Genomic DNA, 26489 nt, shown 5'->3' on the forward strand with positions numbered 1-26489 from the left:
AAAAGGGAGCATCCCGGGCCGCCGCCTGCAGGCACAGCGCCAGCCGCAAGCCGGCAAGTGTACGGGCCGCGAAGACCCGCGCCCGCACCGGTCGGGCCGGTTTGCGACAATCGCGCCCTTTGCCGCCTCCGACCCGCATGGCCGACGCCGACTGCACCTACACCCTGGGCGATTTCGATTTCGCCCTGCCCGAGTCTCTCATCGCCCAGCACCCCACCCCCGAGCGCAGCGCCTCGCGCCTGCTCGATGGCCGCGCGCTGCCCCCTGCCGACCGCATCTTCCGCGAGTTGCCCGCGCTGCTGGCGCCGGGTGACCTGCTGGTCTTCAACGACACGCGCGTGCTGCGTGCGCGCCTGTTTGGCGAGAAGGCCAGCGGCGGGCGGCTGGAGCTGCTGATCGAGCGCGTGCTGGCCGGCGGCGAGGTCGTGGCGCACATGAAGGTCAGCAAGAAGCCGCGCGTGGGCGATGCCATCCACCTGGCCGGCGGCCTGGCGCGCGGCGGCTTCGACGCCGTGCTGCTCTCGCGCTGGCCTGATCGGGACGGCCCGCTGTTTCGCCTGGCGCTGCGCGCACCGAATGGCGAGACGGCGCACGAGCTGATGCAGCGCCACGGCCACCTGCCGCTGCCGCCCTACATCGAGCGCCAGCAGGCCGGCGGCCACGATGCCGACGCCGCCGAGGATGAGCAGCGCTACCAGACCGTGTTCGCCGCCCGCCCCGGCGCCGTGGCCGCGCCCACCGCCGCGCTGCACTTCGACGCCGGCGTGCTGGCGCAGCTGGCCGAGCGCGGCATCCACACGGCCAGCGTGACGCTGCACGTGGGCGCCGGCACCTTCCAGCCCGTCAAGACCGAGAACCTGGCCGAGCACCGGATGCACAGCGAGTGGTACGACATCCCGCCCGCCACCCTGGCCGCCCTGGAGCGCTGCCGCCAGCGCGCTGGCCGGGTGGTGGCGGTGGGCACGACCACGGTGCGCACGCTCGAATCCTGGGCGCAAAGCGGCCGCACCACGGGCGAAACCGACATCTTCATCACGCCGGGCTTTGCCTTCCAGGTGGTCGATCTGCTGGTGACCAACTTCCACTTGCCCAGAAGCACGCTGATGATGCTGGTCAGCGCCTTTGCCGGCTACGAGCACGTCATGGCGCTGTACCGGCACGCGGTGGCGCAGCACTACCGCTTCTTCAGCTACGGCGACGCCATGCTGCTGGAGCGCCAGCCATGAGCGGCAAGGCCGCGACCGTGGACGCAGCCGCTGCAGCCGCCGCCGCACGCAGCACCGGCTTCGTCACGCACATCGTCGGCGCAGCCGCCCTGGCGCACCTGCTCAACGACATGATCCAGGCCGTGCTGCCGGCCATCTATCCCATGCTCAAGACGCAGTTCGCGCTGAGCTTCACGCAGGTAGGCTGGATTTCCATGGTCTATCAGCTCACGGCCTCGCTGCTGCAGCCCTGGATCGGCCTGTACACCGACCGCCGCCCCTGCCCTACCTGCTGCCGCTGGGCGCATCGGTGACGCTGGCCGGCGTGGCGCTGCTGGCGGTGGCCGGCAGCTATCCCCTGCTGCTGGCGGCCTCGGCGCTGATCGGCGTGGGCTCCTCGACCTTCCACCCGGAGGCCTCGCGCGTGGCGCGCATGGCCTCGGGCGGGCGCTTTGGCACGGCGCAGTCCACCTTCCAAGTCGGCGGCAACACCGGCTCGGCGCTGGGGCCGCTGGTGGCGGCTGCCGTGGTGCTGCCCTACGGCCAGGGGGCCATCGGCTGGCTGATGCTGGCCGCGCTGGCCGGCATTGCCGTGCTGCTCAAGATCACCGGCTGGACGCTCAGGCACGCCCCGGCGCCGCTGGCCGCTGGCGCGCAGCAGGCCGCCGCCGCCCTGCCGCGCGCGGCGCTGGTGCGGGCGCTGGCCGTCATCGCCGTGCTGATGTTCGCCAAATTCGTCTATATCGCCACCTTCAGCAACTACTTCACCTTCTATCTGATGCAGCGCTTCGGGCTGCCGGTGCGCGAGGCGCAGCTGTACCTGTTTCTGTTCCTGGCGGCGGTGGCGGCGGGCACCTTCGTCGGCGGGCCGGTGGGCGACCGCATCGGGCGCAAGGCGGTGATCTGGGTGTCGTTCCTGGGCGTGGCGCCGTTTGCCCTGCTGCTGCCGCACGCCAGCGCCTTCTGGACGGCCGTGCTGGCGGTGGCCATCGGCCTGGTCATGTCCTCGGCCTTTGCCGCGCTGGTGGTCTATGCCCAGGAGGCCGTGCCGGGGCGCGTGGGCCTGGTCTCGGGCGTCATGTTCGGGCTGATGTTCGGCGTGAGCGGCATTGCCGCGGCCAGCCTGGGCCACCTGGCCGACAGCTACGGCATCGTGCGCGTCTATCAGTGGTGCGCCTGGCTGCCGCTGCTGGGCCTGGTGACGGCGTTGCTGCCCGGCACGGGGGAGCGCTGCGCGCGTTGACGCCTCTTTCAGGCGTTGTGCGGGCTTTCACGCCAGAGCTTCAACCTTCGACGTTCAGCCTCTCCCGAAACGCCCGCGCCTGGCCGAAGTGGCCGCAGCCGATGAAGGGGCGGGGCGGGCGCTCGGCGGACAGCGGCGAGGGGTGGTTGGCCAGCAGCACCAGATGGCCGCGATCCGACGGGATCAGCGCGCGCTTGGCCTGGGCGTGGCTGCCCCAGAGCATGAAGACCACGGGCCGCGCGCCTTCGGCAACGTGGCGGATGACGGCATCGGTCAGCACCTCCCAGCCCTTGCCGGCATGGCTGGCGGCCTGGCCTTCCTCCACCGTCAGCGTGGTGTTGAGCAGCAGCACGCCGCCTTTGGCCCACTTGACCAGACTGCCGCCGGGCGCCGGAAAAGGCGGCGGCGGCACGCCCAGGTCGCGCTGCAGCTCCTTGAAGATGTTGCGCAGCGAGGGCGGGATGCGCACGCCCGGCTGGACGGAAAACGCCAGCCCCTCGGCCTGGCCGCGCCCGTGGTAGGGGTCTTGCCCCAGGATGACCACGCGCACGGCGCCTGGCGGCGTGAGCTGCAGCGCGCGCAGCGGCTGCGGCGGGAAGATCACCGCGCCGGCGTCCAGCCGCGCACGCAGGAAGGCCAGCAACGCCTGGCCACGCTCGCTGGCGAAGAAGTCATCGACCAGCGGCTGCCAGAGCGGCGCCACCGGCCAGTCTGCCGGGTCGGCGCTGTGCAGTTGCGTGGCCTCGTGGCCGGAGGGTTGGTTTTGCATCAAAAAGGCCTTTTCCCCTTGCCAGTCAAGCGCTGACAGCTATGTTTTTCATAGTTCACCGTCCTGGCCTGCAGGGTCTGGCTGGCCTGCGCCATCCGCAGCCAGCGCGCTGACTACCCGGTTGCGCCCCTGCGCCTTGGCCCGGTACAGGCGCTCGTCGGCCAGGGCCAGCAGGGCTGCGGGGCTGCTGTCGGCCTCGGGCACCAGGGCAGCCACGCCGGCGCTGATGGTGACCACGCCCGCCGGGCTGCCGGCGTGCTCGATGCCCAGCGCCTGCACCGCTTGGCGCAGCGCCTCGGCCCGCGTGGCGGCGCCGGCCAGGGCCGACTCAGGCAGCAGACAGACGAACTCCTCGCCACCATAGCGCGCCACCAAGTCGTGCGAGCGCGACAGCCCGCTGCGCAGCGCCGCCGCCACCCGGCGCAGGCACTCGTCGCCGGCCTGGTGGCCGTACCGGTCGTTGAACTGCTTGAAGTGGTCGATGTCGAGCAAGATCAGCGCCAGCGGCTGGTGGCTGCGCCGGCAGCGGCGCCACTCGGCCTCCAGCGTCTGGTCGAAGTGGCGCCGATTGGCCACATCCGTCAGGCCGTCCATGTAGGCCAGGCGGCGCAGCAGCTCGCTTTGCACCTGCTGCTCGGTGCGATCTTGGAACGTGGCCAGGAAGTGGTTGCCGAACACCAGCCCGCCGATGGCCATGACGCGCTCGCTGCCGTCCTTGGCGCGGGTGCGGTATTCACGCGCCTCGATGTCGCCGCCGCCTTGCGCGGCGCGCGCCACGGCCTGCGCCCAGGTGGCCTGCACTTGCTGGCGATAGGCCGGCTCCGGGTAGATGGCAGTCCACCACTGCTCGAGCGTGGCCATCTCGCCATCGTCATAGCCGAAATACGCCGCAAAGCGCCGGTTACGAAAATAAAACCGACCTTGCCCATCCACCATGGCCAGCCCGATGGGCATCTCCTGCATCAAGTGCTGCAGCAGCCGCTCGGTCTCCTGCAGCTGCAGCGCCTGCTGCTTGGCTTCGGTGATGTCGCGGATGTAGCCATGCCACAGCGTGCCGCCGCTGGCCAGGCGCTGGGGCCGGGCCTGCCCGGCCATCCAGCGCTCGCCGCCGCCGGGCAGGCGCACGCGGTACTCGGCGTGCCAGTCCTGTAAGCTGCGCTGGGACTGCGCGATGGAGGCGTGCAGGGCGTGCAGATCGTCCGGGTGGATGAGCGCAAACACCGGCGCCGCATCGACGCGCAACTGCTCGGGCGAGAGGCCATAGATGCTGTGCATCCCGGCGCTGGCATAGGGAAAAAAGCTGCTGCCGTCGGGTTCGAGCTGGTACTGGTAGAGCACGCCCAGCATGTTCTCGGCCAGCCGGTCGAGCCGGATGCGGTGCTCGCCGTGCTCTGCCACGTCGCCATAAGTGCCGACAAAGCGCAGCGCCTGCCCCTGGGCATCGCGCTCGAGCACCCGCCCGCGCGCCGTGACCCAAAACCAGTGGCCAGCGCGGTGGCGCATGCGGTGCGTGACGTCGTACAGCGGGGTGTCGCCGTGCAAGTGCTGCTTGAGCTCGTGCAGCACATGGGCGCGCTCGTCAGGGTGCAGATGCGTGCGCCAGTCGAAGGCAGCGGCTTCGATCTCGCTGTCGCCATAGCCCAACAGGCGCTTCCAGGCCGGGGAGAAATAAATCTGCCCGCCGTCCTCTTTGCGCCACTCCCACACGCCAAGGCTGGTGGCCTCCAGCACGGCGCGCCAGCGCGCCTCCAGCGCCTCGTGCTGGTGCGCCAGTTCCTGGGCGTGCAAGGCGGCATCGCGCCGGCGCCGCTGCACCGACAGCAGCAGCGCGGCGACGCCCGCCCCGCCCAGCAGCCAGGCAACGGCCACCACCCAGGCCCTGGTGCGCCAGCCGGCCAGCAGCACGTCCCACTGCCGCGCCACGCCCACCACCAGCGGCACATCCATGTGCAAGTCGGGCGGCTGCACCGTGCGCAGCGCTGCCAGCACCGGCACGCCAGCACTGGCCACGATGGGGCCCAGCAGCACGCTTTGCGCGCGCCCACTGCTGCGGTGCTGCATGAACAGCGAGCCGGGCTGCGCCAGGTTGACCATCGGGCCGGCGTCGGCAGGCCCTGAGGGCGCGGGCGCGGCGCCGGCTTCGTTCACCAGCAAAAAGCGCAGGCCTTCGCCGTGGATGAGCCCGGCCTGCATGTCCGGTGCATAGCGAATGGACTGCAGCAGCGTCACGAACTGCTCCGGATCGAGCGTGGCCATGACCATGCCGCCAAAGCTGCCGTCGGGCGCAGGCACGATGCGCGCCAAGATCAGGTACCAGCCGCCCAGGGTGGCCTTGAACGGAGCGCTGACGACCAGCGTTTGCAGCTCCGCGGTCGCCTGCGCGCGCTGGAAGTAAGGGCGCCAACTGACCTCCTGGCCGATCAGCTCGCTGCGGTTGGAGGCGGTGACGCGGCCATTGGCGTCCAGCACGTTGAGGGTACGCACCCCGGCCAGCGCTTCGCTGAAGGCGCGCAGGCGGGCGTTGTCCACCGCCAGTCCCCTGCCGCCGCCCGCCTGTGCGCTGCCTGCATCGCGCACCAGCCGCCCCAGCACGCTGTTGATGGCCGTGAGGTGGCGCGCCAGGTTGTCATGGACGATGCCGGCTTGGTGCGCCAGGCGCCGGCGCTCGCCGTCCTCCAGCTCACGCCGCTCCAGCCCCAGGAAGCCGGCCAGCAGCACGCCCAGCGCCAGCCACGCCAGCAGCAGCAGCCAGCGCTCGCGCACGACGCGTGGCGGGGGTGAGCGCAAAGTCTGCAGCAAGCAAGAATCCGTGTTCTGGGTGGCTGCGCACCACGCGATGGTGCAGCCGGTCAGTTACAAAAAGACGCATTGTAGGAAATGCGTCCTTGCCCTCAGCGGCCCAGCGGCTCAGTGACCGCCCGCGCTCAGGCGAACAGTTGTGCCAGCGCCGCACCCGGCTCGGGCGCGCGCATAAAGGCCTCGCCCACCAAAAAAGCGTGGACATGGGCCTCGCGCAGGCACTGCACATCAGCGCGCGTGGCGATGCCGGACTCGGCCACCAGCAGGCGCTCTGGCGGCACTTCGCGACGCAGGGCCAGCGTGGTGTCCAGGCTGACCTCGAAGGTGCGCAGGTTGCGGTTGTTGATGCCGATGAGCGGCGTCTTCAGGCGCAGCGCGCGTTCGAGTTCCGCGCCGTCGTGGACTTCCACCAGCACCGCCATGTCCAGGCCGTGCGCGATGGCCTCCATGTCGGCCATCTGCGCGTCGTCCAGGCAGCCGGCGATCAGGAGGATGGCATCGGCGCCGAGCGCACGCGACTCGTAGATCTGGTAGGCATCGACCATGAAATCCTTGCGCAGCACCGGCAGCGGGCAGCTGGCGCGCGCCTGCTTCAGATAGTCGCCGCTGCCCTGGAAGTACTGGCGGTCGGTCAGCACCGACAGGCAGGCGGCGCTCACGCGACCATCGCCTTGGGCGTAGCTTTGCGCGATGTCGGCGGGGATGAAATCCTCGCGGATCACCCCCTTGCTGGGGCTGGCGCGCTTGATCTCGGCAATCACGGCGGCCTGGCCGGCAGCGATTTTGGCGCGCAGCGCGCCCTCGAAGTCACGCGTGAGCACGCGGCTTTCGGCGTCGCGGCGCATGTCGGCCAGGGGCAGGCGCTTCTTTGCGGCGGCGACTTCCTCGCGCTTGGTGTCGCAGATTTTCTGCAGGATGTCGGACATGGCGGCTCCTTGGGGCGCGGGTCAGTCAGGGTTCTTGTCAGGCTGGCCGGCGCCGGGCTCGGGCGGCGGCGGCGCGCGCAGCACCCGGCGGATGACCTGGTGCATAGCGATGGCGACGACGATGGACAGCAGCGACACGCCCAGCACGATCCAGGTGCCAGGGTCGTGCCAGATGGGGGCATCCAGCAGGCTCATGCCGCCGCCGGGGCCAGGGCCTGGGTGTGGGCGACCAGCTCGCGCAGCTTGGCCAGGGCCGCGCCGCTGTCGATGGCCGCCTGGGCGCGCGCCAGGCCGGCAGCGATGTCGGGCGCGACGCCGGCGGCATACAGCGCCGCGCCGGCGTTCAGGCAGACGATGTCGCGCGCCGGGCCGCTGGCGCCCTCCAGCACTTGCAGCAGCAGCTGGCGCGACTGTCCCGGGTTGTCCACGCGCAGCGACCGCGTGCCGGCCATGCGCAGGCCGAAGTCCTCGGGGTGGATCTCGTACTCGCGCACCACGCCGTCCTTCAACTCGCCCACCAGCGTGCCCGCGCCCAGGCTGATCTCGTCGAGGCCGTCGCGGCCATAGACCACCAGCGCGTGCTCGGCGCCCAGGCGCTGCAGCGCGCGCACCTGGATGCCGACCAGGTCTTCGTGAAACACGCCCATCAGGATGTTGGGCGCGCCCGCCGGGTTGGTGAGCGGCCCCAGAATGTTGAACAGCGTGCGCACGCCCAGCTCGCGGCGCACCGGGGCGACGTTCTTCATGGCCGGGTGGTGGTTGGGCGCGAACATGAAGCCGATGCCGACCTCGCGGATGCACGCGGCCACCTGTTCGGGGCTGAGCATGATGTTCACGCCCAGCGCCTCCATGGCGTCGGCGCTGCCCGAGGTGCTGCTGACGCTGCGCCCGCCGTGCTTGCTGACGCGCGCGCCAGCGGCGGCGATCACGAAGGTGGCGCAGGTGGAGATGTTGAAGGTGCCCGCACCGTCGCCGCCGGTGCCCACGATGTCCACCAGGTGCGTGGCATCCTGCACATGTACCTTGCGCGAGAACTCGCGCATGACCTGGGCGGCGGCGGTGATCTCGCCAATGGTCTCCTTCTTGACGCGCAGGCCGGTGAGGATGGCCGCCGCCATGACCGGCGAGAGTTCGCCGCCCATGATCAGGCGCATCAGGTGCAGCATCTCGTCGTGGAAGATCTCGCGGTGCTCGATGGTGCGCTGCAGGGCTTCCTGGGGGGTGATGGGGGTCATCGGATGCTCCAATCTTGATAGCTGTTCACGCAGTTCCGGCACGGCTTCTTGCCCCCTCTCCCTCTGGGAGAGGGCTGGGGTGAGGGGCAGTTCAGGCGCCACGCCCGCATCCGGCACCCTCACCCCAACCCTCTCCCGCGCGCGGGAGAGGGGGCAAGAACGTCAGCCGCGCTGCTCCAGGAAGTTGCGCAGCATGGCGTGGCCGTGCTCGGTTAGGATGCTCTCGGGGTGGAATTGCACGCCCTCGATGGCCAGCTCCTTGTGGCGCACGCCCATGATCTCGCCGTCCTCCGTCCAGGCCGTCACCTCCAGCACCTCGGGGCAGCTGGCGCGCTCGATCGCCAGCGAGTGGTAGCGGTTCACCGTGAACTGGCGCGGCAGGCCGGCGAACACGCCCTGCTGCGTGGTGGTGATGGTGCTGGTCTTGCCGTGCATCAGCTCCTGCGCGCGCACGATGCGCGCGCCAAAGGCCGCGCCGATGCTCTGGTGGCCCAGGCACACGCCCAGGATGGGCAGGCGGCCAGCGAAGTGCCGGATGGCTGCCACCGAGATGCCGGCCTCGGCGGGCGAACATGGGCCGGGCGAAATCACCAGCCGCTCGGGCGCCTGCTGCTCGATGCCGGCCAGGTCGATCTCGTCGTTGCGAAACACCTGCACCTGCGCGCCCAGCTCGGCCAGGTACTGCACGATGTTCCAGGTGAAGCTGTCGTAGTTGTCCACCATCAGCACGCGGGTCATGGCGTAGTCTCCTGTTGCGGCTGGGCCTTGGGGTCGCGTCCGTTGCCGGCGGCGGCCAGGCGGGCGAATTCGCGGTGCTCGAAGGCGATGTAGGCCTCCATCATGGCGCGGTAGATGGCCTCGATGACGTCGGGCTCGCCCCCTTCGGCGGCGGCGCGCGCGCGCACGCGCTGCACGATCTGCTCGATGCGCGCCTCGTCGCGCACATCCTCGGCACGCGGCTTGATGCGCGCGGCCTGCGTCATATAGCCGCCGCGCTCGACCAGCAGCGGCACCAGGATGTCGTCCAGCGCGTCGATGTGCGCGCGCACCTGGCCCATGCCGGCGCAGTGCCGGGTCTTGTCGATGGCGCGCGCGCTCATTCCAGGCCCTCCTCGACCAGCTCGGCGGCACGCAGCAGCGCGCGCGCCTTGTGCTCGGTTTCCTTCCACTCCAGCTCCGGCACCGAGTCGGCCACCACGCCGGCCGCGGCCTGCACGTACAAGGTGCCGTCCTTGACGATGGCGGTGCGGATGGCAATCGCCACGTCCATGTCGCCGGCAAAGCTGAGATACCCGCAGGCGCCGCCGTAGATGCCGCGCTTGACCGGCTCCAGCCGGTCGATCAGCTCCATGGCGTGTACCTTGGGCGCGCCGGTCAGGGTGCCAGCGGGGAAGGTGGCGCGCAGCACGTCCATACTGCTCATGCCGTCCTGCAGGATGCCCTCGACGTTGCTCACGATGTGCATGACGTGGCTGTAGCGCTCCACGGCAAAGGCCTCGGTGACCTTCACCGTGCCAGTCCTGGCGATGCGGCCGATGTCGTTTCTCGCCAGGTCGATCAGCATGACGTGCTCGGCGCGCTCCTTGGGGTCGGCCACCAGCTCCTGCTCGATGGCGCGGTCAGCCTCGGGCGTGGCGCCGCGCGCGCGCGTGCCGGCCAGCGGGCGGATGGTCACTTTCTGCCCCTCGGGCGTGGCCTCCTGGCGCACCAGGATTTCCGGGCTGGCGCCGACCACGTGGAAGTCGCCGAAGTGGTAGTAATACATGTAGGGCGAGGGGTTGAGCGAGCGCAGCGCGCGGTACAGCGACAGCGGGCTTTGCGTGTAGCGCTTGTGCATCCGTTGGCCGACCTGCACCTGCATGAAGTCGCCGGCGGCAATCAGCTCCTTGGCCTCATGCACCGCCGCCAGGTAGTCCTGCTTGGCGAAGCTGCGCTGCACCGGGTGGCTTTCGCTGGCCTTGACCTGCGGGGCGCTGACCGAGTACTTGAGCTGCTCCTTGAGTTCGCGCAGGCGCTTCTTGCCCCGGGCGTAGGCCTCCGGCACGCCCGGGTCGGCATAGACGATCAGATACAGCTTGCCCGACAGGTTGTCGATGACGGCCAGCTCCTCGCACTGCAAGAGCAGTATGTCCGGGCAGTCCAGGGTGTCGGGCGGGCAGGAGTGCTCCAGCTTTTTCTCGATGTAGCGCACTGCGTCGTAGCCGAAGTAGCCGGCCAGGCCCCCGCAAAAGCGCGGCAGGCCCGGCCGCAGCGCCACCTTGAAGCGCTTTTGGTAGTCGGCGATGACGTCCAGCGGGTTGCCGGCGTGCGTCTCGACCACCTGGCCGTCGGTCACTACCTCGGTCTTGGCAGCCGCGCCGAAACCGCTGGCGCGCAGCAGCGTGCGCGCCGGCAGGCCGATGAAGCTGTAGCGCCCGAAGCGCTCGCCGCCCACGACGGATTCGAGCAGGAAGCTGTGCGTGCCGTCGCCACGCGCGTGGGCCAGCTTGAGGTACAGCGACAGCGGGGTCTCCAGATCGGCGAAGGCCTCGGCGATCAGGGGGATGCGGTTGTAGCCCTCATGGGCCAGGCTTTTGAATTCCAGTTCGGTGATCACGCAGGATGCTTCCCGGCAGGAGCGGCGCGCGCCATGCACTCCGATGGCTTGGCAACAGGGCGCCGCAGGGGTTCATTGGGCCGGCAGCGCACTGCCGCTTCGGTGGCAGTGGTGCCTCGGGCGCACGCTGGGAGCGCAGCCCAGGTGCATCGGTCACGGTTTCGTCGCTGCAGGCTTGCGCCAGGGCCAGGCCCCCCGGTCGCGGCGACCTGCAATGAATGTGCGATGCATGTTCTGTTGTCCGATTGGTTGGCTTGGATTGGATCCCGGGCCGGCGCCGGTCTTTGCCGGACGCAGCGGGAAAGTGTAGCAAAGCGCCTTGACCGGGCGCAGCATCCGGCCACCGTCCGGGCGAAAACCCTATTGCCCGCACGCCGGGGATACCGTAACAATATGAAAAAGCACGGTCGTTCTTTTCCGGAGATTCCGCCATGACCTTTCTCTACCGGCGCCGCGCCATGCAATGGCTGGGTACGACTGCCTGCCTGTGCCTGCTGCCCCTGTCCGCCCAGGCCGCCGATCCGGTCACGGTGGGCGATGTGGCCTTCGAGCCCGTGGTCAGCGTGCAAGGCCAGGCCCTGCAGCTCAATGGCGCAGGCGTGCGCTACAAGACCGTCTTCAAGGTCTATGCCGCCGGCCTGTACCTGGAGAAAAAGGCTACCAGCCAGGCCGAGGTCAATGCGCTCAAGAGCCCCAAGCGCCTGGCCATCACCATGCTGCGCGACATCGACTCGGCCGAGCTGGGCCGGCTGTTCTCGCGCGGCATGGAGGACAACATGGATCGCAGCACTTTTTCCAGGCTGGTGCCCGGCGTGCTGCGCATGAGCCAGATCTTTTCCGACCACAAGATGCTCAAGGCCGGCGACAGCTTCACCATCGACTGGCTGCCCGGCACCGGCACCCTGGTCACCGTCAAGGGCCAGCCGCAGGGCGGCCCTTTCAAGGAGCCGGAATTCTTCGATGCGCTGCTGGCCATCTGGCTGGGCCAGCAGCCGGCGGACTGGAAGCTCAAGGACGCGCTGCTGGGCAAGGCCTCCGGCGCCTAGGGCGGCGCGGGCAGGACGGCCCGCAGCCCGGGCTTGGCGCTACAGTTGGCAGTTTGCCCCAACCCAGCCGGCGCCAGGGCCTGTGCAGCGGCGCCGGCATGACCATCACACTCCTGCCCATGCACCTGGATCACCTCAAGATCGGCCCCCGCCTGGGCCTGGCCTTTGGCCTGCTGCTGTTCATCATTGTGCTCATGGGCGCGATCGGCGTGTGGCGCCTGCAGGAGCTGTCCCAGGCCACGCAGCAGATGGTGCGCGTGGACAACGCCCGCGTGCAGGCGGCCCGCCAGTGGCGCCAGGCCGCAGACCTGAACTGGGTGCGCACGCAGGCCGTGCTGCTCGATGGCAGCAGCGACCGGCTGCAGTATTGGCAGGCTGACATGGATCGCACGACCGCCGAAACCGCCGAGGCGCGCAAGACGGTGCAGCGCCTGCTCAGGACAGATCATGGGCGGCAGCTCTTCCAACGGATCGAGAAAGCCCGCGAAGCCTTCCGCTCGGGGCGCGACGATGCCATCAAGCGCAAGGCGGCAGGCGAGGACACGGCCCACCTGCTGGCCGGCGACCTCAAGGCGCGGGCAGAAGAATTCCAGCGCAGCCTGGTGGAGTTCGAGCAATACCAGGCCGGCCTGGACGAGCAATCGCACCAGCGCAACCAGGCCATGGCGGCGCAAGGCCGCCTCGTGCTGATCGCCTGCACCGTGGCGGCGCTGCTGCTGGGCAGCATTGCCGCCTGGTTGCTCAGCCGCTCCATCACCGCGCCGCTGGCGCTGGCGGTGCGCCGTGCCGGCCAGATTGCCCAGGGCGACCTGACGCACAGCATCGAGGTGCGTGGCCGCGACGAGGCCGCCGCGCTGCTGCGCGCACTGCACGACATGCAGGCCAGCCTGACGCGCGTGGTCTCGGGCGTGCGCAGCAACGCCGAGGGCGTGGCCACGGCCAGCGCCGAGATCGCCCAGGGCAACCAGGATCTGTCGGCACGCACCGAAAGCCAGGCCAGCGCGCTGCAGCAAACGGCAGCGTCGATGGAGCAGCTCGGCGCCACCGTACGCCACAACGCCGACAGCGCGCAGCAGGCCAACCAGCTCGCACACAGCGCCAGCGCCGTGGCCAGCCAGGGCGGCAGCGTGGTCGATCAGGTGGTGCAGACCATGCGCGGCATCAACGATGCCAGCCACAGGATCGCCGACATCATCCAGGTCATCGACTCCATCGCCTTCCAGACCAACATCCTGGCGCTCAACGCGGCTGTCGAAGCGGCGCGCGCCGGCGAGCAGGGCCGGGGCTTTGCCGTGGTCGCCGGCGAAGTGCGCGCCCTGGCCGGGCGCAGTGCCGAAGCCGCGCGCGAGATCAAGCAGCTCATCACCGACAGCGTGCAGCGCGTCGAGCAGGGCACGCAACTGGCCGACCAGGCCGGCGCCACCATGGGCGAGATCGTCGGCGCCATCCGCCGCGTGTCCGACATCGTGGGCGAGATCAGCGCCGCCAGCCGCGAGCAGGCCAGTGGCGTGTCCCAGGTGGGCGAGGCCATCACCCAGATGGATCACGCCACCCAGCAAAACGCCGCACTGGTCGAGCAAAGCGCCGCTGCCGCCAGCAGCCTCAAGGCCCAGGCGGGGCAGCTGGTGCAGGAGGTGGCGGTGTTTCGCCTGGTGGATCGCCTGGCAGACGCTCAGGCCAGCGCGCTCAGGGTATCGACGTAGCCGTCGGCGTCCACTTCGCGCACCGGCTGGCCGTGGTTGTAGCCATAGGTCACCAGCACCACCGGGCAGCCGGCCGCCCGGGCGGCGCGCGCGTCGTTGCTGGAGTCGCCCAGCATCAGCGTGCGCGCCGGCGCGCTGCCCAGGGCCGCGCAGGTGCGCAGCAGCGGCAGCGGATCGGGCTTCTTGCGCTCGAAGGCATCGCCGCCGAAGACATGCTCGAAATGCTCCAGCAGGCCCTTGGCGCGCAGCAGCGGCAGGGCAAAGTCCGTCGGCTTGTTGGTCAGGCAGGCCAGGCGCAGGCCGGCGCGGCGCAGCTTCTGCAGCCCCTCGCGCGCGCCGGGATAGACCTGGGCGAACTGGCCGTTGATGGCCAGGTAGTGGTGCTGGTAGCGCTGCCAGGCGGCGGGGTAGAGCTGCTCCAATTGCGCTTCGATATTCATAGCTGCTGGCGCTTGTCCAGAAAGGCTCAGAACGTGTTTCAGCACTGAACGCAGCAAATGCTCCGAACCCTTGCCGACCATGTGGCCGATGGTGTCGGCGGCGATCGGCGGCAACTGCAGGTCGGCCAGCATCCGGTTGAGGGCCTGGGCAAAGTCGCCCAGGGTGTCCACCAGTGTGCCGTCCAGATCGACCATGGCGGCGTCCACCCGCGTCAGCAGGTTGCCGGGAAGGCTGGAATGGGCACAGGAAGCAGGCGTGGTGGCATCGATGGTCATGATGGCGTGGTCGGGCAAGGAGAGAAACATGCGTGTGAGCGGGGGCGCGGCAGTGTCCGACAGTCGGCGGGGCCGGGCGCGGACAGGCGGTGCGGGGCGGGCAGACTTAGCCTTGCAGCGGTATTTTCCCGGCCCGTCCATGCCTGTCCATGCCTGTTCGTGGCCGCTTGTTCAATGCCGGACATTCATCAACCCTTTGGAGAAAGCACCATGGCCCTGTCCCGATTCACCGCATTCGCCGGCGCTGCCGCCCTGCTGCTGTGTGGCGCCACCCAGGCCGCCGGCAACAACGCCAATCAGACCCGCAGCCACTACCAGCAAGAGCGCGCCGCCTGCGCCCAGGTATCCGAGGCCAGCCGCGCGGCCTGCATTCGCGAGGCTGGCGCCGCTGCCCAGGCTGCACGCAACGGCCAGCTGACCAGCCCGGGCGACAGCACCTACGAGCGCAACGCCACAGCGCGCTGCGAAGTGTTCAAGAACGAGCAGGACAGGTCTGACTGCCAAAAGCGCGTGCGCAGCAACCCGGTATCCGGCTCGGTCGAGGGCGGCGGCGTGCTGCGCGAGGCCACGACCATCGTGCCGGTGCGCCAGTGAAGCGGCAGCAGAGGTTGTGCGCTGCGGCCAGACGCTCTGGCCTGCCCCCATCAGATCAGGCCAGCGCCGCGCGCATGGCGTCCACCACGCCACGGTAGTCGGGCTGGCTGAAGATGGCACTGCCGGCCACGAAGGTGTCGGCGCCGGCATCGGCCACGCGGCGGATGTTGGCGGCCTTGATGCCGCCATCGACCTCCAGCCGGATGTCGCGGCCACTGGCGTCGATGCGTCGGCGCGCCGCCTCGACCTTGCGCAGCGTGCTGTCGATGAAGCTCTGGCCGCCAAAGCCGGGGTTGACGCTCATGAGCAGGATCAGGTCGATGTCCTCGATGACCCAGTCCAGCACGTCCAGCGGCGTGGCCGGGTTGAAGGTCAGGCCGGCGCGCGCGCCGTGCGCCTTGATGTTCTGGATGCTGCGGTGTACGTGCGTCGAGGCATCGGGGTGGAAGCTGATGTAGTCGGCGCCGGCCTTGGCAAACGCCGTGGCCAGCTCGTCCACCGGCTGCACCATCAGATGCACATCGATGGGCACGGCCACGCCATCCGGCGTCACAGCGTGGGGCTTGAGCGCCTGGCAGACCATGGGGCCGAGCGTCAGATTGGGCACGTAGTGGTTGTCCATGACGTCGAAATGGATCCAGTCGGCGCCGGCGGCGATGACGTCGCGCACTTCTTCGCCCAGGCGGGCGAAGTCGGCGGACAGGATGGAGGGGGCGATGCGGTAGGTGCGGCTCATGCGCCAAATTGTCGCAGCCCCGCCGCCTACGCGCCGCGCATGGCGATTGGCGCCCTGGCAGCGCCCGGCATTGCCTTTACCATCGCGCGATGCCTCAGTACCAGTTCCAGGCCGAAGTGCAGCCCGAGTACCTGCCCGAGCAGTCCGCGCCCGGGCGCGGCATCCACAGCTTCGCCTACACCATCACCGTCACCAACACCGGCAGCGTGACCGCACAGTTGATCGCGCGCCACTGGGTCATCGTGGACGCGGGCGGGCACGTCGAGGAGGTCAAGGGCCTGGGCGTGGTCGGCCAGCAGCCGCTGCTGCGCCCGGGCGAGTCCTTTCGCTACACCAGCGGCTGCCGGCTGCGCACGGCCAGCGGCACCATGCACGGCAGCTTCTTCTGCGTAGCCGAGGACGGCGAGCGCTTCGAGTGCCCGGTGGCGCTTTTCGTGCTCGAAGCCGACGGGCCGGCTGGTGGCAACCCCGGCGCCCCAACCCATCGGGTACTGCATTGAGACCGCCTGAACCCACGCTGGCCACGCTGCTGGCCGGCCTGGATGCCCGCGCCGGCACCGCTCAGCGGCACCTGCAGCTGATCGCCCTGCTGGACTGGATTCGCGGCGATGGCCGCTCGGTCGAAGCCGCCACCGGGCGCGTGGCACTGCTGGTCGAGGCTGCCGAGCGCTCGCCCGACACCGCTGCGCGCCTGGCCGCCTGGTGGGGCCAGCTGACCCAGGCGCTGGACATCACCACGCTGCTGGCCGACTTCGGCTTCGCCCAGCGCACCTCCATGGGCAGCGAGCTGGCCGAGCGGCTGCGCTACAAGCTGCTGCCGGCCAGCCCGGACACGCTGGATGCCTCCGAGCTGTTCATGCTGGCGCTGCCGGGCGATTTCGACGCGCGCTGGCTGGCCGCCATCGATGACGACCTGCTGGCACGGCTGCGCGCCGTGATCGCCCCCGAGAGCCTGGAGGGCAACGGCGCGGGCGCCTGGCAGGTGGCGCTGCTGGACGCCATGACGTATTGCGCCGGGCAGATCCTGTCCACCGGCTTTGCGCCCGAGCTGCGCCTGCGCATGAGCGAGCAGGCGCGCGAGGCCCAGCCCTTCCACGCCCTGATCCGCGATGTGGAGAGCCTGCGCGTGGAAGTGCTGCACCCGCTGCGCACGCCCGAGCGGCGCGACGAGGCCGTGCAGCGCCTGCGCGAGCGGCTCGACGCCTGCCGCGCCGCCGCCAGCACCGTCTATGCGCACTTCGAGCAAGAGGGCATCTCGGTCGGCCTGGTGTTTCGCCTGCGCCAGCTGCGCGAGCGCATCCTGCGCGTGCGCGACCTGCTGGAGTGCCTGCTCACCGCCCGCCCGGCTGCCTCTGCCGTGCGGCTGCTGGCGCAACTGGTCACGGTGGGGCGCGAGCGGCGCAGCATCCGCGCACTGCTGGCGACCAGCTCCTCGCTGCTGGCGGCCAAGGTGGCCGAGCGCAGCGCCGAGACCGGCGAGCACTACATCACCCGCACCGTCGGCGAGTACCTGGCCATGGTGCGCATGGCCGCTGGCGGCGGCCTGGTCATGGCCTTCACCACGCTCATCAAGCTGGGCCTGTACGCGCTGGCGCTGCCGGTCTTCTGGGGCGGCTTTCTGGCTGGGATCAACTACGCGGCCAGCTTCGTGCTGATCCAGCTGCTGCACTTCACCGTCGCCACCAAGCAGCCGGCCATGACCGCGCCGGCCATGGCCGCCAAGCTGGGCGATCTGCACGACGACGCCAGCGTGCAGGAATTCGTGGACAAGGTGACGCACCTGGTGCGCTCGCAGGTGGCTGCCGTGCTGGGCAACGTGCTGCTGGTCTTGCCCGGGGCGCTGGCGCTGGCGCTGGGCATAGGCTGGATCAAGGGCGCGCCGGCGCTCGATGCGGCGCACGCGCGCCAGGTACTCGATTCGCTGCATCTGCTGGGGCCATCGGTGCTGTTTGCCGCCTTCACCGGCGTACTGCTGTTTGCCTCCAGCATCTTCGCCGGCTGGATGGAGAACTGGTTCGTGCTGCGCCGGCTGGACTCGGCCATCGAGTTCAACCCGCGCATCACGCGCGCCTTGGGCCGCGAGCGTGCGGCGCGCTGGGCGCTGTACCTGCGCGAGAACATCTCCGGCTTTGCCGCCAACATCTCGCTGGGCTTCATGCTGGGCCTGACACCGGCCTTTGCCGGCTTCTTCGGGCTGGCGCTGGAAGTGCGCCACGTCACCCTGACCGCCGGCCAGATCGGCGCCGCCGCCGCCTCGCTGGGCTGGCAGACGCTGCACGAGCCACTGTTTTGGTGGGCCGTGGCCCTGATTCCGTTCAACGGCGCGCTGAACGTGCTGGTGAGCTTCTACCTGGCGTTTCGCGTCGCCCTGCGCGCGCATAACGTCAGCGGCGTGGATCGCACGCGCATCTACCGCGCGCTGCGCGCGCGCCTGCGGCGGGCGCCGGCGAGCTTCTTCCTGCCACCACGGCGCGCCGCCACCGCCACGCCCCGGCAGGCAGCCCCCTGAGCGCTGCGCTGGCCGGCCCGCCGCCGGCCTGTCTGCTAAGGTGCCCTGCCCGGCGTCCTACAGCACTGCTGCCAGCGGCGCCGATACATTCGGAAAGACAACACACTGATTGCGCGCCTCCTGGCGCGCCGGCTGCAACGATGAATGAATGGATGACTTTCTGGGCCCAGTGGCTGCGTCCTTCCGCCGGGCTGCCGACGGTGCAGTGGTCGCTGCTGCTGGCGGCGGCCACCGTGGCTGGCTATCTTCTGCAGCGCTACAGCGGCCTGCCCAAGGTGGTGGGCTACACCCTGGTGGGCACGGTGGCCGGCCTGCTGGGCTTTTCCGGCGTGCTGTGGCCGCTGCAGGGCATCGGCCTGTTCCTGGTCGAGCTGGCGGTGGCGCTGGTGCTGTTCGAGGCCGGCGGGCGCATCCCGCTGCGCTGGTTCCGCCACAACCCCATGGTGCTGGTGCAAAGCCTGGCCGAGTCGGCGCTGGCCTGGGGCGCGGTCTATGGGGTGCTGGCGTGGCTGGGGGTGCCCGAGCGTGCCGCCGCGCCGCTGGCGCTGATCGCGCTGGCGGCCTCGCCCACGGTGCTGATGCGCGTGGTGGCCGACACGCGCGCCGCCGGCCCGGTGACGGATCGCGCCATCGTGCTGGCCACGCTGTCGTCGCTGTATGCGCTGGCGCTGGGCAGCGCCCAGGCCGGCATGTCCACCCAGCCCGCTGGCGACTGGCGAGACGCGCTGTACCCGGTGCTGGTGGTGCTGGGCATCTCGGTCGCCATGGGGGCGCTGCTGTCGCTGCTGATGCGGCTGGCGCTGCGCATCATGAGCCCGTCCAGCGAGAACACCGCCATCCTCTTGCTGACGCTGGTGGCGGCCTCGACCGCACTGGCCGCACACCTGGGCGGCTCGGCGCCGCTGGCGGCGCTGCTGGGCGGAATGCTGCTCAAGCAGCTGCACCCGCGCCCCTGGGCCTGGCCGCGCCAGTCCAGCTCGGCCACCTCGCTTCTGACCATGCTGATGTTCGTGCTGGTGTCCACCGTGGCCGCGCAAGCCGACTGGAGCACCCTGGTGGCCGGCCTGGTGCTGGCGCTGATCGCCGCGCGCCTGGTGGCCAAGGCGGTGGGCGTGGGCCTGGGCAACATCGGCAGCGGCGCCAGCTGGCGCCAGGCGGTATGGGTCAGCGGCGCCATGGCGCCCATGTCGGCGATTGCCCTGCTGGTGGCCTCGCAACTGGTGGCAGCGGACGCCGAGACCGGCGCGCTGGTCTCCAGCATCGCCCTGCCGGCCATCTTGCTGATGGAGGTGCTGGGCGCCGTCATCGCCACCTTTGCCATCTACCGCGCTGGCGAAAGCTCCAGGCCCTGGGGCAGCCGCGCCAGCGCCGCCACAGCCGCCGCAGCCAGCGAAAAGGACAGCCGCCGTGAGCCTTGAAGCCTTCCAGAAATCCGAGCCGCTGACGCTGGGCGTCGAGCTGGAGCTGCAGCTCGTGAACACGCACGACTACGACCTGGCGCCCTATGCCGAGGACATGCTGCGCCTGATGCTCAAGACCCCGCTGCCCGGCAGTGTGGTGCCGGAGATGACCAGCAGCATGATCGAAGTCTCCACCGGCGTATGCCACAGCTCCAGCGAAGTGCTGGGCCAGCTCGCGCAGATCCGCGACGCGCTGGTCAGGAGCGCCGACAAGCTCAACATCGCCGTGGTCGGCGGCGGCACGCACCCGTTTCAGCAGTGGCACGAGCGGCGCATCTACGACAAGCCGCGCTTCCAGGAGCTGTCGCAGCTGTACGGCTACCTGTCCAAGCAGTTCACCATCTTCGGCCAACACGTACACATCGGCTGCCCGGATGCCGACGCGGCGCTGGTCATGCTGCACCGCATGAGCCGCTACATCCCGCACTGCATCGCGCTGTCGGCCTCCAGCCCTTACGTGCAGGGGCAGGACACGGCGTTCGACTCGGCGCGGCTGAACTCGGTGTTCGCCTTCCCGCTGTCGGGCCGCGCGCCCTGCGTGCTGACCTGGGAGGATTTCGGGCGCTACTTCGACAAGATGACGCGCACCGGCGTTGTGAAGAGCATGAAGGACTTCTACTGGGACATCCGGCCCAAGCCCGAGTTCGGCACCATCGAGATCCGCGTCTTCGACACGCCTCTGACCATCGAGCGCGCCGCCGCCCTGGCCGGCTTCGTGCAGTCGCTGGCCGCGTGGTTCCTGGCCGAGCAGCCCTTCACGCCCGCCGAGGACGACTACCTGGTCTATACCTACAACCGCTTCCAGGCCTGCCGCTTCGGCATGGATGCGGTCTATGTCGATCCGGCCACGGGCAGCCACATGCCGCTGCGCGAGCACATCGTGCAGACCATCGACCACATCGCGCGCCACGGCAACGGCCTGGGCGCCTCGGGCGCGCTGCACATGCTGCGCGGCGAGGCCATCGCCGGCGACAACGACGCGCGCTGGCTGCGCAGCCGGATGCGCGACGAGCAGTTGCTGGCCGAGGTCAGCCGCCAGGCAGCGCTGCGCTTTCGCGGGCAGCCGTGAGAGCCTGCGCGCACAACACACAACTATTTTGATAGCTATCAACGCTTGCCCCACAAGGCCTTGAGGCCGATTTGATACCAAATCACCACCCAACATGGGCGAATTCGACCTGATTGCACGCTGGTTCACCCGCCCCGCCCGCCCGGGCGGCGGCGTGGCGCTGGGCGTGGGCGACGACTGCGCACTGCTGCAGCCGGCTGCCGGAATGCAGCTGGCCGTCTCCAGCGACATGCTGGTCGAGGGCCGGCACTTCTTTGCCGACGTCTATCCGGCCCACCTGGGGCACAAGGCGCTGGCGGTGAACCTGTCGGATCTGGCTGCCTGCGGCGCCGAGCCGCTGGCCTTCACCCTGGCGCTGGCGCTGCCGCGCATCGACGAGGTCTGGCTGGAGGGCTTTGCGCGCGGCCTGCTGGAGCTGGCCGAGGACAGCGGCTGCCAGCTGGTCGGCGGCGACACCACCCAGGGGCCGCTCAACATCTGCATCACCGTCTTCGGCCAGGCGCCCGCCGGCCAGGCCCTGCTGCGCAGCGGCGCGCGCGCGGGCGACGATCTCTGGGTCAGTGGCCGGCCCGGGCAGGCGCGGCTGGCGCTGGATGCGCTGCGCGGGCAGATTGCGGCGGGCGAGCAGTTGCTGACCCTGCTGCGCCAGCGCCTGGAGCGCCCCATGCCGCGCCTGGCCCTGGGCCAGCGCCTGCGCGGCATCGCCAGCAGCGCCATCGACGTCAGCGACGGCCTGCTGGGCGATCTGGCGCACATCCTGCGCGCCTCGGGCGTGGGCGCCTGTGTGCAAGCCGATATTGCTACTGATTTACTAGCTGACTGCGCAAGATTGGCCTTGGGAAAAGCCCATTTCGATCGTCTCTTGCTGATGCGCTGCGCGCTGGCCGGCGGCGACGACTACGAGCTGCTGTTCACCGCCCCGGCCACGCAGCGCGCCGCCGTGCAGCAGGCCGGCGCGGACAGCAGCACGCACGTCACCCGCATCGGCCGCATCGAGGCCGAGGCCGGCCTGCGCCTGGTCGATGCCAGCGGGCAGGCGGTGGCGGGCCGTTTTGCCTCGTTCGACCATTTCGGCTGACCCGCGCAGCAGCCGAGCCGACGGCACCCCATCTGTCCTGCCCTCACCGGAGTTTCGCCATGCCCTTGCCTCAGCCCTGCCACCCCGCCCTCTCGGCCCTGCCCGTCCTGCCCGCCGTGCTGGCCACGGCGCTGCTGCTGGGCCACGGCAGCGCCCTGGCGCAAGGCCAGCCGCTGGCCTCGCGCATCAGCGCCGTCAAGCTCTACCCCGGCAGCGCCACCGTCGAGCGCACGGCGCGCGTGCCGGCGGGCAGCCGCAGCGTGCTCTTCGACTGCCTGCCAGCCGGCCTGGACGCGGGCAGCGTGCAGGTACAGGCCGCGCCGGCGGCGGGCGGCGCAGCGCTGCAGGTCGGCGACATCGCCGTGCAGGTGCAGCCGCGCACCCTGGCCAGCGGCTGCACCAGTGCGCTGGATGCGCGCGTGCGCGAGCTGGAACAGCGCCTGGCCCAGGCCCGGGCCGAAACCGGGGCGCTGGAGCTGGCCCAGGGCTATCTGCACAGCGTGGCCGGCAGTGCTCCGGGCGCCCCACCCGCTGCCAGCACGGCCGCTGCCGCCGCCCCAGCCCCTGCCGCCCCTGCGGCCAGCCGTGGCGGCGCGGCGCCCGCCCCCGGCCAGATCGCCGCCACCACCGAGGCACTGCAGCGCGTCGGCCAGGACACCCTGGGCCGGCTGTACCAGGCCCGCGCGCGCCAGGACGAGCTGGAGCAGCAATTCAAGGCCCTGAGCGCCGAGCGCGAGCGCGCCTTCGGCCCCCAGGCGCGCGTGGCCAGCGTGCGCATCGCCCTGGCGGCGGCGCGCGAGACCGAGCTGCGCCTGAGCTACCAGGTGCGCGGCCCGAGCTGGTCACCCAGCTACCGCGCCACGCTGGACACCGCCAGCGCCAGCCCCTCGGTGCGCCTGGAGCGCCTGGCGCTGGTCAGCCAAAGCACCGGCGAGGACTGGCAGGACGCCGCCCTCACCCTGTCCACCGGCCAGCCACTGCGCGCCAGCGCCGCCCCGCTGCCGCGCCCCTGGACAGTCGATGTGCGCCCACCCATGGCCGAGCCGCCCAGCGCCCTGCCGACCCCGGCGCCTGCCGCCATGGCGCGCCTGGCCCGGCCCGAGGCCGCCGGCGCAGCCGCCGACGAGGCGCAGCCGGACTTCAGCGTCGCCGTGGCCGAGGGCGCCTACGCCACCGAATTTGCCGTGCCGCAGCGCGTCAGCGTGCCCTCGGGCGGCCCGCGCATCGCCCTGGCGCTGCAGGCGCAGGAGCTGCCGGCCAGCCTGTTCAGCCGCAGTACGCCGGCGCTGGACGCCAGCGCCTACCTGGTGGCGCAACTGGCGCCGCTGCCCGGCGTCTGGCCCGCCGGCCCGGTGGCCCTGTACCGCGACGGCGCCTATGTCGGCCAGGGCACGCTGGATGCGACATCGGCGCAGGCGCAGGCGCAGCCCGAGCTGTCCTTCGGGCGCGACGAGCGCATCGGCGTCAGCGCCGAGCCTGAGCAGCAGCACAGCGCCAGCGCCGGCCTGACCGGCGCGCGCACCGAACGCAGCACCGAGCGCAGCTACACCTTCACCAACCGCCACCAGCGCAGCGTGCAGCTGCAGGTGCTGGACGCCGCGCCAGTCTCGCGCGACGCGCAGGTCAAGGTCGAGTCGCACTACGAGCCGGCCCCTGCCGAGGCCGCCTGGCGCGGCCAGCCCGGCACCATCGCCTGGAGCCAGCCGCTGGCCGCCGGCGCCAGTGCGCGCTTTGCCGCCCGGCACGTCCTGCGCCACGACAAGGACGTGCTGCTGCGCGAGCGGCGCTGAAGGGGGCGCAGCTGTCGCTGTTGACGGTCAACAGTCTCTTTGCCACCTCCACACGCCGGTGACGCGTTGCGCGCCCAGCCTCTGGCGAGCGATGCAACACGCACCACGCCAGCGCACACGCACAACGCACAACCTCTCCCCATGCCCGCCATCGCCCCATCCCAGCTCCGCCGCTTCCTACTCCGCCACCCGGCGCACTTCATCGCCCTGGGCGGCGGCAGCGGCCTGTCGCCGGTCGCGCCGGGCACGGTGGGCACGCTGTGGGGCTGGCTGGCTTTTCTGGTGCTGCAGCTGTGGCTGCCACCGGCGGCGCTGGGCTGGCTGGTGCTGGCGTCGCTGCCTGTGGGCTGGTGGGCCTGCACGCTGGCGGCGCGGCATATGGGCGTGGCTGATCCGGGGGCTGTGGTCTGGGACGAGATCGCCGCCATCTGGCTGATCCTGTGGCTGGCCATGCCCATGGGCTTTGCCGGCCAGGCGCTGGCGTTTGCGCTGTTTCGCTACTTCGACGCCGCCAAGCCCGGGCCGGTGGGCTGGGCCGACCGCCTGTTCAAGGGCTTTGGCTGGCGCGGCGGCTTCGGCATCATGTTCGACGACCTGGTGGCCGCGGGCTGCACGCTGCTGACCATCGCCCTGTGGCGGCATTTCTTCTTTTGAGCACCCGCTGGAGCCTGCCCGTGGAACTATCGAAAAATGAGCTGCCAACGCTTGCCAGCATTGGCTTAGAGGCCGATTTGACCCATATTTCCGACGCGCTGCTGGCGCGTGGCTGGATGCTGGCCACGGCCGAGAGCTGCACCGGCGGCCTGATCGCCGCAGCCTGCACCGACCGGGCCGGCTCCAGCCAGTGGTTCGAGCGCGGCTTCGTCAGCTACTCCAACGCCGCCAAGGCCGAGCTGCTGGGCGTGCCCGCATCGCTCATCGAGACGCACGGCGCCGTCAGCGAGGCGGTGGCGCGCGCCATGGCCGAGGGCGCTCTCGCGCATTCCGCCGCCCAGGCCAGCCTGGCGGTGACCGGCGTGGCCGGCCCGGGCGGCGGCAGTCCGGCCAAGCCCGTGGGCACGGTGTGGCTGGCCTGGAGCCTGGCCGGGCGCACGCACAGCGAAGTGCAGCACTTCGCCGGCGACCGCGCCGCCGTGCGCGCCGCCACCGTGCGCCATGCGCTGGGGCGGCTGGCGTCACTGTTGGGGCACAAGCGGGCCTGACGCACGGCGGGGGCGGCCGTGTCAGGCCAGCCGCCTCACGCCGCCGGCGCCGCCACGTGCTCGCGCCGCTGCACGACCACGAAGCGGTCGGCCACGAAGGCCAGCGTGGTGTAGCTGGCATTGGCCGCCGGGTTGCCGCCGGTGGCGTGGTAGTCGGAGAACGCCGACGACTGGTTCACGTACACGCCCTGCGTCAGGTTGATGGACAGCGCCACGCGCGCGCGGCGCGACAGCTGCACGCTGCGCTCGATGAAGTCGCGGCTGGTCGAATACACGCCCAGCGTCAGCGCGCCCTGCTCGCCCAGGGTGGACTGGGCCGTCTGCAGCGCGCCCTCGGCGCCGTCGGTCGCCACCACGAAGGACACCGGCCCGAAGCACTCGCGCGCATAGGTAGCGTAATCCTGCTGGGTGAGCGCCACCATGACCGGCGTGTGCATCCGTGCCTGCGGATAGTCGGGGTTGTCCACGGCACGCGAGGCCAGCAGCACCGCGCCCTTGCCAGCGGCCTCCTGGATGCGCTGCACCGTCTGCGGCGCGCTGATGGCGCCCAGCACGGCGCTGGTCACGCGCGGGTCGGACAGCAGCTTGTCCACCGCCGCCGCCAGATCGCGCCCGACCTGCTCGAAGCTCTTGTGGCCTTCGTCGGTCTGGATGCCGTCCCTGGGGATCAGGATGTTCTGCGTGGTCGTACACATCTGGCCGCTGTACAGCGACAGCGTGAAGGCCAGGTTGCGCAGCATGGCGCCGTACTGGTCGGTGGACTCGACGATCACGGTGTTGACCCCGGCCATCTCGGCGTACAGGCGGGCCTGGCGGGCGTTGTCGGCCAGCCAGCGGCCAAACTCGTTGCTGCCGGTGAAGTCGATGCTGGCCACCGCCGGGTCGCGCGCGAGCTGCTGGGTGTGCGCCGGGTCGTTGCTCAGCGCCAGCGTGACCAGGTTGGCGTCCAGCCCCTGCTCGGTGAGCACCTCGCGGATGATGTTGACCGAGAGGGCCGCCGGCAGCACGGCATTGGGGTGCGGCTTGACGATGACCGGGTTGCCCGTGGCCAGCGCGGCGAACAGGCCGGGATAGGTGTTCCAGGTCGGGAAGGTGGCACAGCCGATCACCAGCGCCACGCCCCGGCCCACGACCTCGAAGTGCTTTTGCATGACCAGCGGCGGGTTCTTGCCCTGGGGCTTGTTCCACAGCGCCTCGCCGGGCACGTCGGCCATGGCCTTCCAGGCGTAGGCGATGGCTTCGAGCGCCCGATCCTGCGCGTGCGGGCCGCCGGCCTGGAAGGCCATCATCGGCCCCTGACCGGTGGTCAGCATCACCGCGTGGGCGATCTCGTGGCTCCTTTTGTGGATGCGCACGAGCGCCTCCAGCAGCACGCCGACACGGCCCTGCGCGCCCAGCGCCTGCCACTGCGGCTCGGCGGCCTGGGCGGCAGCGATCAGCGCCTCGGGCGCGCACTCGGGGTAGCGCACGCCGATGGCCACGCCGTAGGGCGAGTCCTCGGTGGCCACGCGGCCCACCTCGCCGGGCTGGCTGAGGGGAAAGTCGTGTCCCAGCAACGCCTGCACCGCCGCCTGGCCATCGGCCTGGGCCGTCTCGCCATAGACCTTGGGCGAGGCGACTTCAGGGAAGGGCGACCAGTAGCCGCGCGTGGCAATGGCCTGCAAAGCGCCGTCCAGCAGGGCGCGGTGGGTGTCGAACAAGCTCATGGAACGTCTCCTGTCTAGGGGTTTATCCGGGTGTGGTTTTGACTTGCATCAGAAAGCAGTCAGAGCATATTATCGATTATCGACCGACCGATCGGTCAAAAATGCTT

23 protein-coding genes and 1 pseudogene are annotated in these 26489 nt (G+C 70.5%); 13 read left to right on the forward strand and 11 right to left on the reverse strand.

What is annotated here, in order from left to right; translation table 11 throughout:
• The first annotated feature begins 137 nt into the window (after nt 1-137).
• Nucleotides 138-1226 carry a tRNA preQ1(34) S-adenosylmethionine ribosyltransferase-isomerase QueA gene (gene queA, locus IDM45_RS12200; protein ID WP_209423077.1) on the forward strand — a complete coding sequence of 363 codons (1089 nt, stop codon included), beginning with the start codon at nt 138-140 and terminating at the stop codon, nt 1224-1226.
• A pseudogene (locus tag IDM45_RS12205) lies at nt 1223-2448 on the forward strand (MFS transporter). Before queA ends, IDM45_RS12205 begins: the two are co-directional and overlap by 4 nt.
• A gap of 40 nt (nt 2449-2488) precedes the next feature.
• Here IDM45_RS12205 and IDM45_RS12210 read toward each other — a convergent pair.
• From IDM45_RS12210 to trpE, 8 genes are all read right to left on the reverse strand, one after another.
• On the reverse strand, nt 2489-3217 hold the full coding sequence (locus IDM45_RS12210; protein WP_209423078.1) for a uracil-DNA glycosylase: 729 nt from the start codon (nt 3215-3217) through the stop codon (nt 2489-2491).
• Nucleotides 3218-3265: 48 nt separating this feature from the next.
• The gene (locus tag IDM45_RS12215) at nt 3266-6016 is read right to left on the reverse strand and encodes a diguanylate cyclase (RefSeq protein WP_209423079.1); all 2751 of its coding nucleotides are present in this window, start codon (nt 6014-6016) and stop codon (nt 3266-3268) included.
• Between the two features lie 125 nt (nt 6017-6141).
• A complete protein-coding gene (gene trpC / locus IDM45_RS12220; protein ID WP_209423080.1) occupies nt 6142-6942 on the reverse strand; it encodes an indole-3-glycerol phosphate synthase TrpC in 801 nt (266 codons plus the stop codon).
• A 21-nt stretch (nt 6943-6963) separates the two neighbouring features.
• A complete protein-coding gene (locus tag IDM45_RS12225) occupies nt 6964-7137 on the reverse strand; it encodes a hypothetical protein (protein ID WP_209423081.1) in 174 nt (57 codons plus the stop codon).
• Nucleotides 7134-8177: an anthranilate phosphoribosyltransferase gene (trpD, locus tag IDM45_RS12230; RefSeq protein ID WP_209423082.1), complete on the reverse strand. Its 1044-nt coding sequence runs from the start codon at nt 8175-8177 to the stop codon at nt 7134-7136. The genes IDM45_RS12225 and trpD overlap by 4 nt, the downstream gene beginning before the upstream one ends.
• A 162-nt stretch (nt 8178-8339) precedes the next feature.
• Complete coding sequence (locus IDM45_RS12235) at nt 8340-8915, reverse strand: anthranilate synthase component II (RefSeq protein WP_209423083.1); 576 nt, start codon at nt 8913-8915, stop codon at nt 8340-8342.
• Entirely contained in the window at nt 8912-9277 is a 366-nt protein-coding gene (locus IDM45_RS12240; RefSeq protein WP_209423084.1) for a chorismate mutase, read from the reverse strand. The genes IDM45_RS12235 and IDM45_RS12240 overlap by 4 nt, the downstream gene beginning before the upstream one ends.
• Nucleotides 9274-10773 (reverse strand): anthranilate synthase component I, encoded by a 1500-nt coding sequence (gene trpE / locus IDM45_RS12245; protein WP_209423085.1) that lies wholly within the window; start codon nt 10771-10773, stop codon nt 9274-9276. Before trpE ends, IDM45_RS12240 begins: the two co-directional genes overlap by 4 nt.
• A gap of 431 nt (nt 10774-11204) precedes the next feature.
• Here trpE and IDM45_RS12250 point away from each other — a divergent pair, with 431 nt between their 5' ends.
• Nucleotides 11205-11819, forward strand: coding sequence for a chalcone isomerase family protein (locus IDM45_RS12250; RefSeq protein ID WP_209423086.1), 615 nt, complete (start codon nt 11205-11207; stop codon nt 11817-11819).
• Between the two features lie 98 nt (nt 11820-11917).
• Nucleotides 11918-13522 carry a methyl-accepting chemotaxis protein gene (locus IDM45_RS12255; RefSeq protein ID WP_269783626.1) on the forward strand — a complete coding sequence of 535 codons (1605 nt, stop codon included), beginning with the start codon at nt 11918-11920 and terminating at the stop codon, nt 13520-13522.
• Here the strand turns inward: IDM45_RS12255 and gph are convergent.
• The gene (gph, locus tag IDM45_RS12260; RefSeq protein ID WP_209424108.1) at nt 13492-14238 is read right to left on the reverse strand and encodes a phosphoglycolate phosphatase; all 747 of its coding nucleotides are present in this window, start codon (nt 14236-14238) and stop codon (nt 13492-13494) included. The two genes, IDM45_RS12255 and gph, sit on opposite strands and share 31 nt — an antisense overlap.
• 210 nt (nt 14239-14448) lie before the next feature.
• Here gph and IDM45_RS12265 point away from each other — a divergent pair, with 210 nt between their 5' ends.
• Complete coding sequence (locus IDM45_RS12265; RefSeq protein ID WP_209423087.1) at nt 14449-14832, forward strand: hypothetical protein; 384 nt, start codon at nt 14449-14451, stop codon at nt 14830-14832.
• Between the two features lie 55 nt (nt 14833-14887).
• On the opposite strand, the gene rpe is transcribed toward IDM45_RS12265, so the two are convergent.
• The gene (rpe, locus tag IDM45_RS12270; protein WP_209423088.1) at nt 14888-15568 is read right to left on the reverse strand and encodes a ribulose-phosphate 3-epimerase; all 681 of its coding nucleotides are present in this window, start codon (nt 15566-15568) and stop codon (nt 14888-14890) included.
• 89 nt (nt 15569-15657) lie between these two features.
• Here rpe and apaG point away from each other — a divergent pair, with 89 nt between their 5' ends.
• The 8 genes from apaG to IDM45_RS12310 all read left to right on the forward strand — a co-directional run bounded on the left by apaG (nt 15658) and on the right by IDM45_RS12310 (nt 24676).
• On the forward strand, nt 15658-16068 hold the full coding sequence (apaG, locus tag IDM45_RS12275; RefSeq protein ID WP_209423089.1) for a Co2+/Mg2+ efflux protein ApaG: 411 nt from the start codon (nt 15658-15660) through the stop codon (nt 16066-16068).
• The gene (locus IDM45_RS12280; RefSeq protein ID WP_209423090.1) at nt 16065-18077 is read left to right on the forward strand and encodes a site-specific recombinase; all 2013 of its coding nucleotides are present in this window, start codon (nt 16065-16067) and stop codon (nt 18075-18077) included. The genes apaG and IDM45_RS12280 overlap by 4 nt, the downstream gene beginning before the upstream one ends.
• Nucleotides 18078-18217: 140 nt before the next feature.
• Nucleotides 18218-19495, forward strand: a complete 1278-nt coding sequence (locus IDM45_RS12285) for a cation:proton antiporter (protein ID WP_209423091.1) — start codon at nt 18218-18220, stop codon at nt 19493-19495.
• Nucleotides 19485-20606, forward strand: a complete 1122-nt coding sequence (locus tag IDM45_RS12290) for a YbdK family carboxylate-amine ligase (protein ID WP_209423092.1) — start codon at nt 19485-19487, stop codon at nt 20604-20606. Before IDM45_RS12285 ends, IDM45_RS12290 begins: the two co-directional genes overlap by 11 nt.
• Nucleotides 20607-20700: 94 nt before the next feature.
• Nucleotides 20701-21684, forward strand: coding sequence for a thiamine-phosphate kinase (gene thiL / locus IDM45_RS12295; protein WP_209423093.1), 984 nt, complete (start codon nt 20701-20703; stop codon nt 21682-21684).
• Nucleotides 21685-21743: 59 nt separating this feature from the next.
• A complete protein-coding gene (locus IDM45_RS12300; protein ID WP_209423094.1) occupies nt 21744-23474 on the forward strand; it encodes a DUF4139 domain-containing protein in 1731 nt (576 codons plus the stop codon).
• 141 nt (nt 23475-23615) lie between these two features.
• Entirely contained in the window at nt 23616-24128 is a 513-nt protein-coding gene (locus tag IDM45_RS12305) for a phosphatidylglycerophosphatase A family protein (RefSeq protein WP_209423095.1), read from the forward strand.
• Between the two features lie 116 nt (nt 24129-24244).
• Nucleotides 24245-24676 (forward strand): CinA family protein, encoded by a 432-nt coding sequence (locus tag IDM45_RS12310; protein ID WP_232654315.1) that lies wholly within the window; start codon nt 24245-24247, stop codon nt 24674-24676.
• A gap of 35 nt (nt 24677-24711) precedes the next feature.
• Here the strand turns inward: IDM45_RS12310 and paaN are convergent, their stop codons facing one another.
• Entirely contained in the window at nt 24712-26382 is a 1671-nt protein-coding gene (gene paaN, locus IDM45_RS12315; protein ID WP_209423096.1) for a phenylacetic acid degradation protein PaaN, read from the reverse strand.
• Between the last annotated feature and the right edge of the window lie 107 nt (nt 26383-26489).

The sequence above is a fragment of the Melaminivora jejuensis genome (assembly GCF_017811175.1).
Taxonomy (GTDB): Bacteria; Pseudomonadota; Gammaproteobacteria; order Burkholderiales; family Burkholderiaceae_C; genus Melaminivora; species Melaminivora jejuensis.

Excerpts from the sequence above, each read along its gene's own strand:
- queA (WP_209423077.1), top strand. The coding sequence starts at position 138 with ATGGCCGACGCCGACTGCACCTACACCCTGGGCGATTTCGATTTCGCC.
- IDM45_RS12210 (WP_209423078.1), bottom strand. The coding sequence starts at position 3,217 with ATGCAAAACCAACCCTCCGGCCACGAGGCCACGCAACTGCACAGCGCC.
- trpC (WP_209423080.1), bottom strand. The coding sequence starts at position 6,942 with ATGTCCGACATCCTGCAGAAAATCTGCGACACCAAGCGCGAGGAAGTC.
- IDM45_RS12225 (WP_209423081.1), bottom strand. The coding sequence starts at position 7,137 with ATGAGCCTGCTGGATGCCCCCATCTGGCACGACCCTGGCACCTGGATC.
- trpD (WP_209423082.1), bottom strand. The coding sequence starts at position 8,177 with ATGACCCCCATCACCCCCCAGGAAGCCCTGCAGCGCACCATCGAGCAC.
- IDM45_RS12235 (WP_209423083.1), bottom strand. The coding sequence starts at position 8,915 with ATGACCCGCGTGCTGATGGTGGACAACTACGACAGCTTCACCTGGAAC.
- IDM45_RS12240 (WP_209423084.1), bottom strand. The coding sequence starts at position 9,277 with ATGAGCGCGCGCGCCATCGACAAGACCCGGCACTGCGCCGGCATGGGC.
- IDM45_RS12250 (WP_209423086.1), top strand. The coding sequence starts at position 11,205 with ATGACCTTTCTCTACCGGCGCCGCGCCATGCAATGGCTGGGTACGACT.
- IDM45_RS12255 (WP_269783626.1), top strand. The coding sequence starts at position 11,918 with ATGACCATCACACTCCTGCCCATGCACCTGGATCACCTCAAGATCGGC.
- gph (WP_209424108.1), bottom strand. The coding sequence starts at position 14,238 with ATGACCATCGATGCCACCACGCCTGCTTCCTGTGCCCATTCCAGCCTT.
- IDM45_RS12265 (WP_209423087.1), top strand. The coding sequence starts at position 14,449 with ATGGCCCTGTCCCGATTCACCGCATTCGCCGGCGCTGCCGCCCTGCTG.
- rpe (WP_209423088.1), bottom strand. The coding sequence starts at position 15,568 with ATGAGCCGCACCTACCGCATCGCCCCCTCCATCCTGTCCGCCGACTTC.
- apaG (WP_209423089.1), top strand. The coding sequence starts at position 15,658 with ATGCCTCAGTACCAGTTCCAGGCCGAAGTGCAGCCCGAGTACCTGCCC.
- IDM45_RS12285 (WP_209423091.1), top strand. The coding sequence starts at position 18,218 with ATGAATGAATGGATGACTTTCTGGGCCCAGTGGCTGCGTCCTTCCGCC.
- thiL (WP_209423093.1), top strand. The coding sequence starts at position 20,701 with ATGGGCGAATTCGACCTGATTGCACGCTGGTTCACCCGCCCCGCCCGC.
- IDM45_RS12300 (WP_209423094.1), top strand. The coding sequence starts at position 21,744 with ATGCCCTTGCCTCAGCCCTGCCACCCCGCCCTCTCGGCCCTGCCCGTC.
- IDM45_RS12305 (WP_209423095.1), top strand. The coding sequence starts at position 23,616 with ATGCCCGCCATCGCCCCATCCCAGCTCCGCCGCTTCCTACTCCGCCAC.
- IDM45_RS12310 (WP_232654315.1), top strand. The coding sequence starts at position 24,245 with ATGCTGGCCACGGCCGAGAGCTGCACCGGCGGCCTGATCGCCGCAGCC.
- paaN (WP_209423096.1), bottom strand. The coding sequence starts at position 26,382 with ATGAGCTTGTTCGACACCCACCGCGCCCTGCTGGACGGCGCTTTGCAG.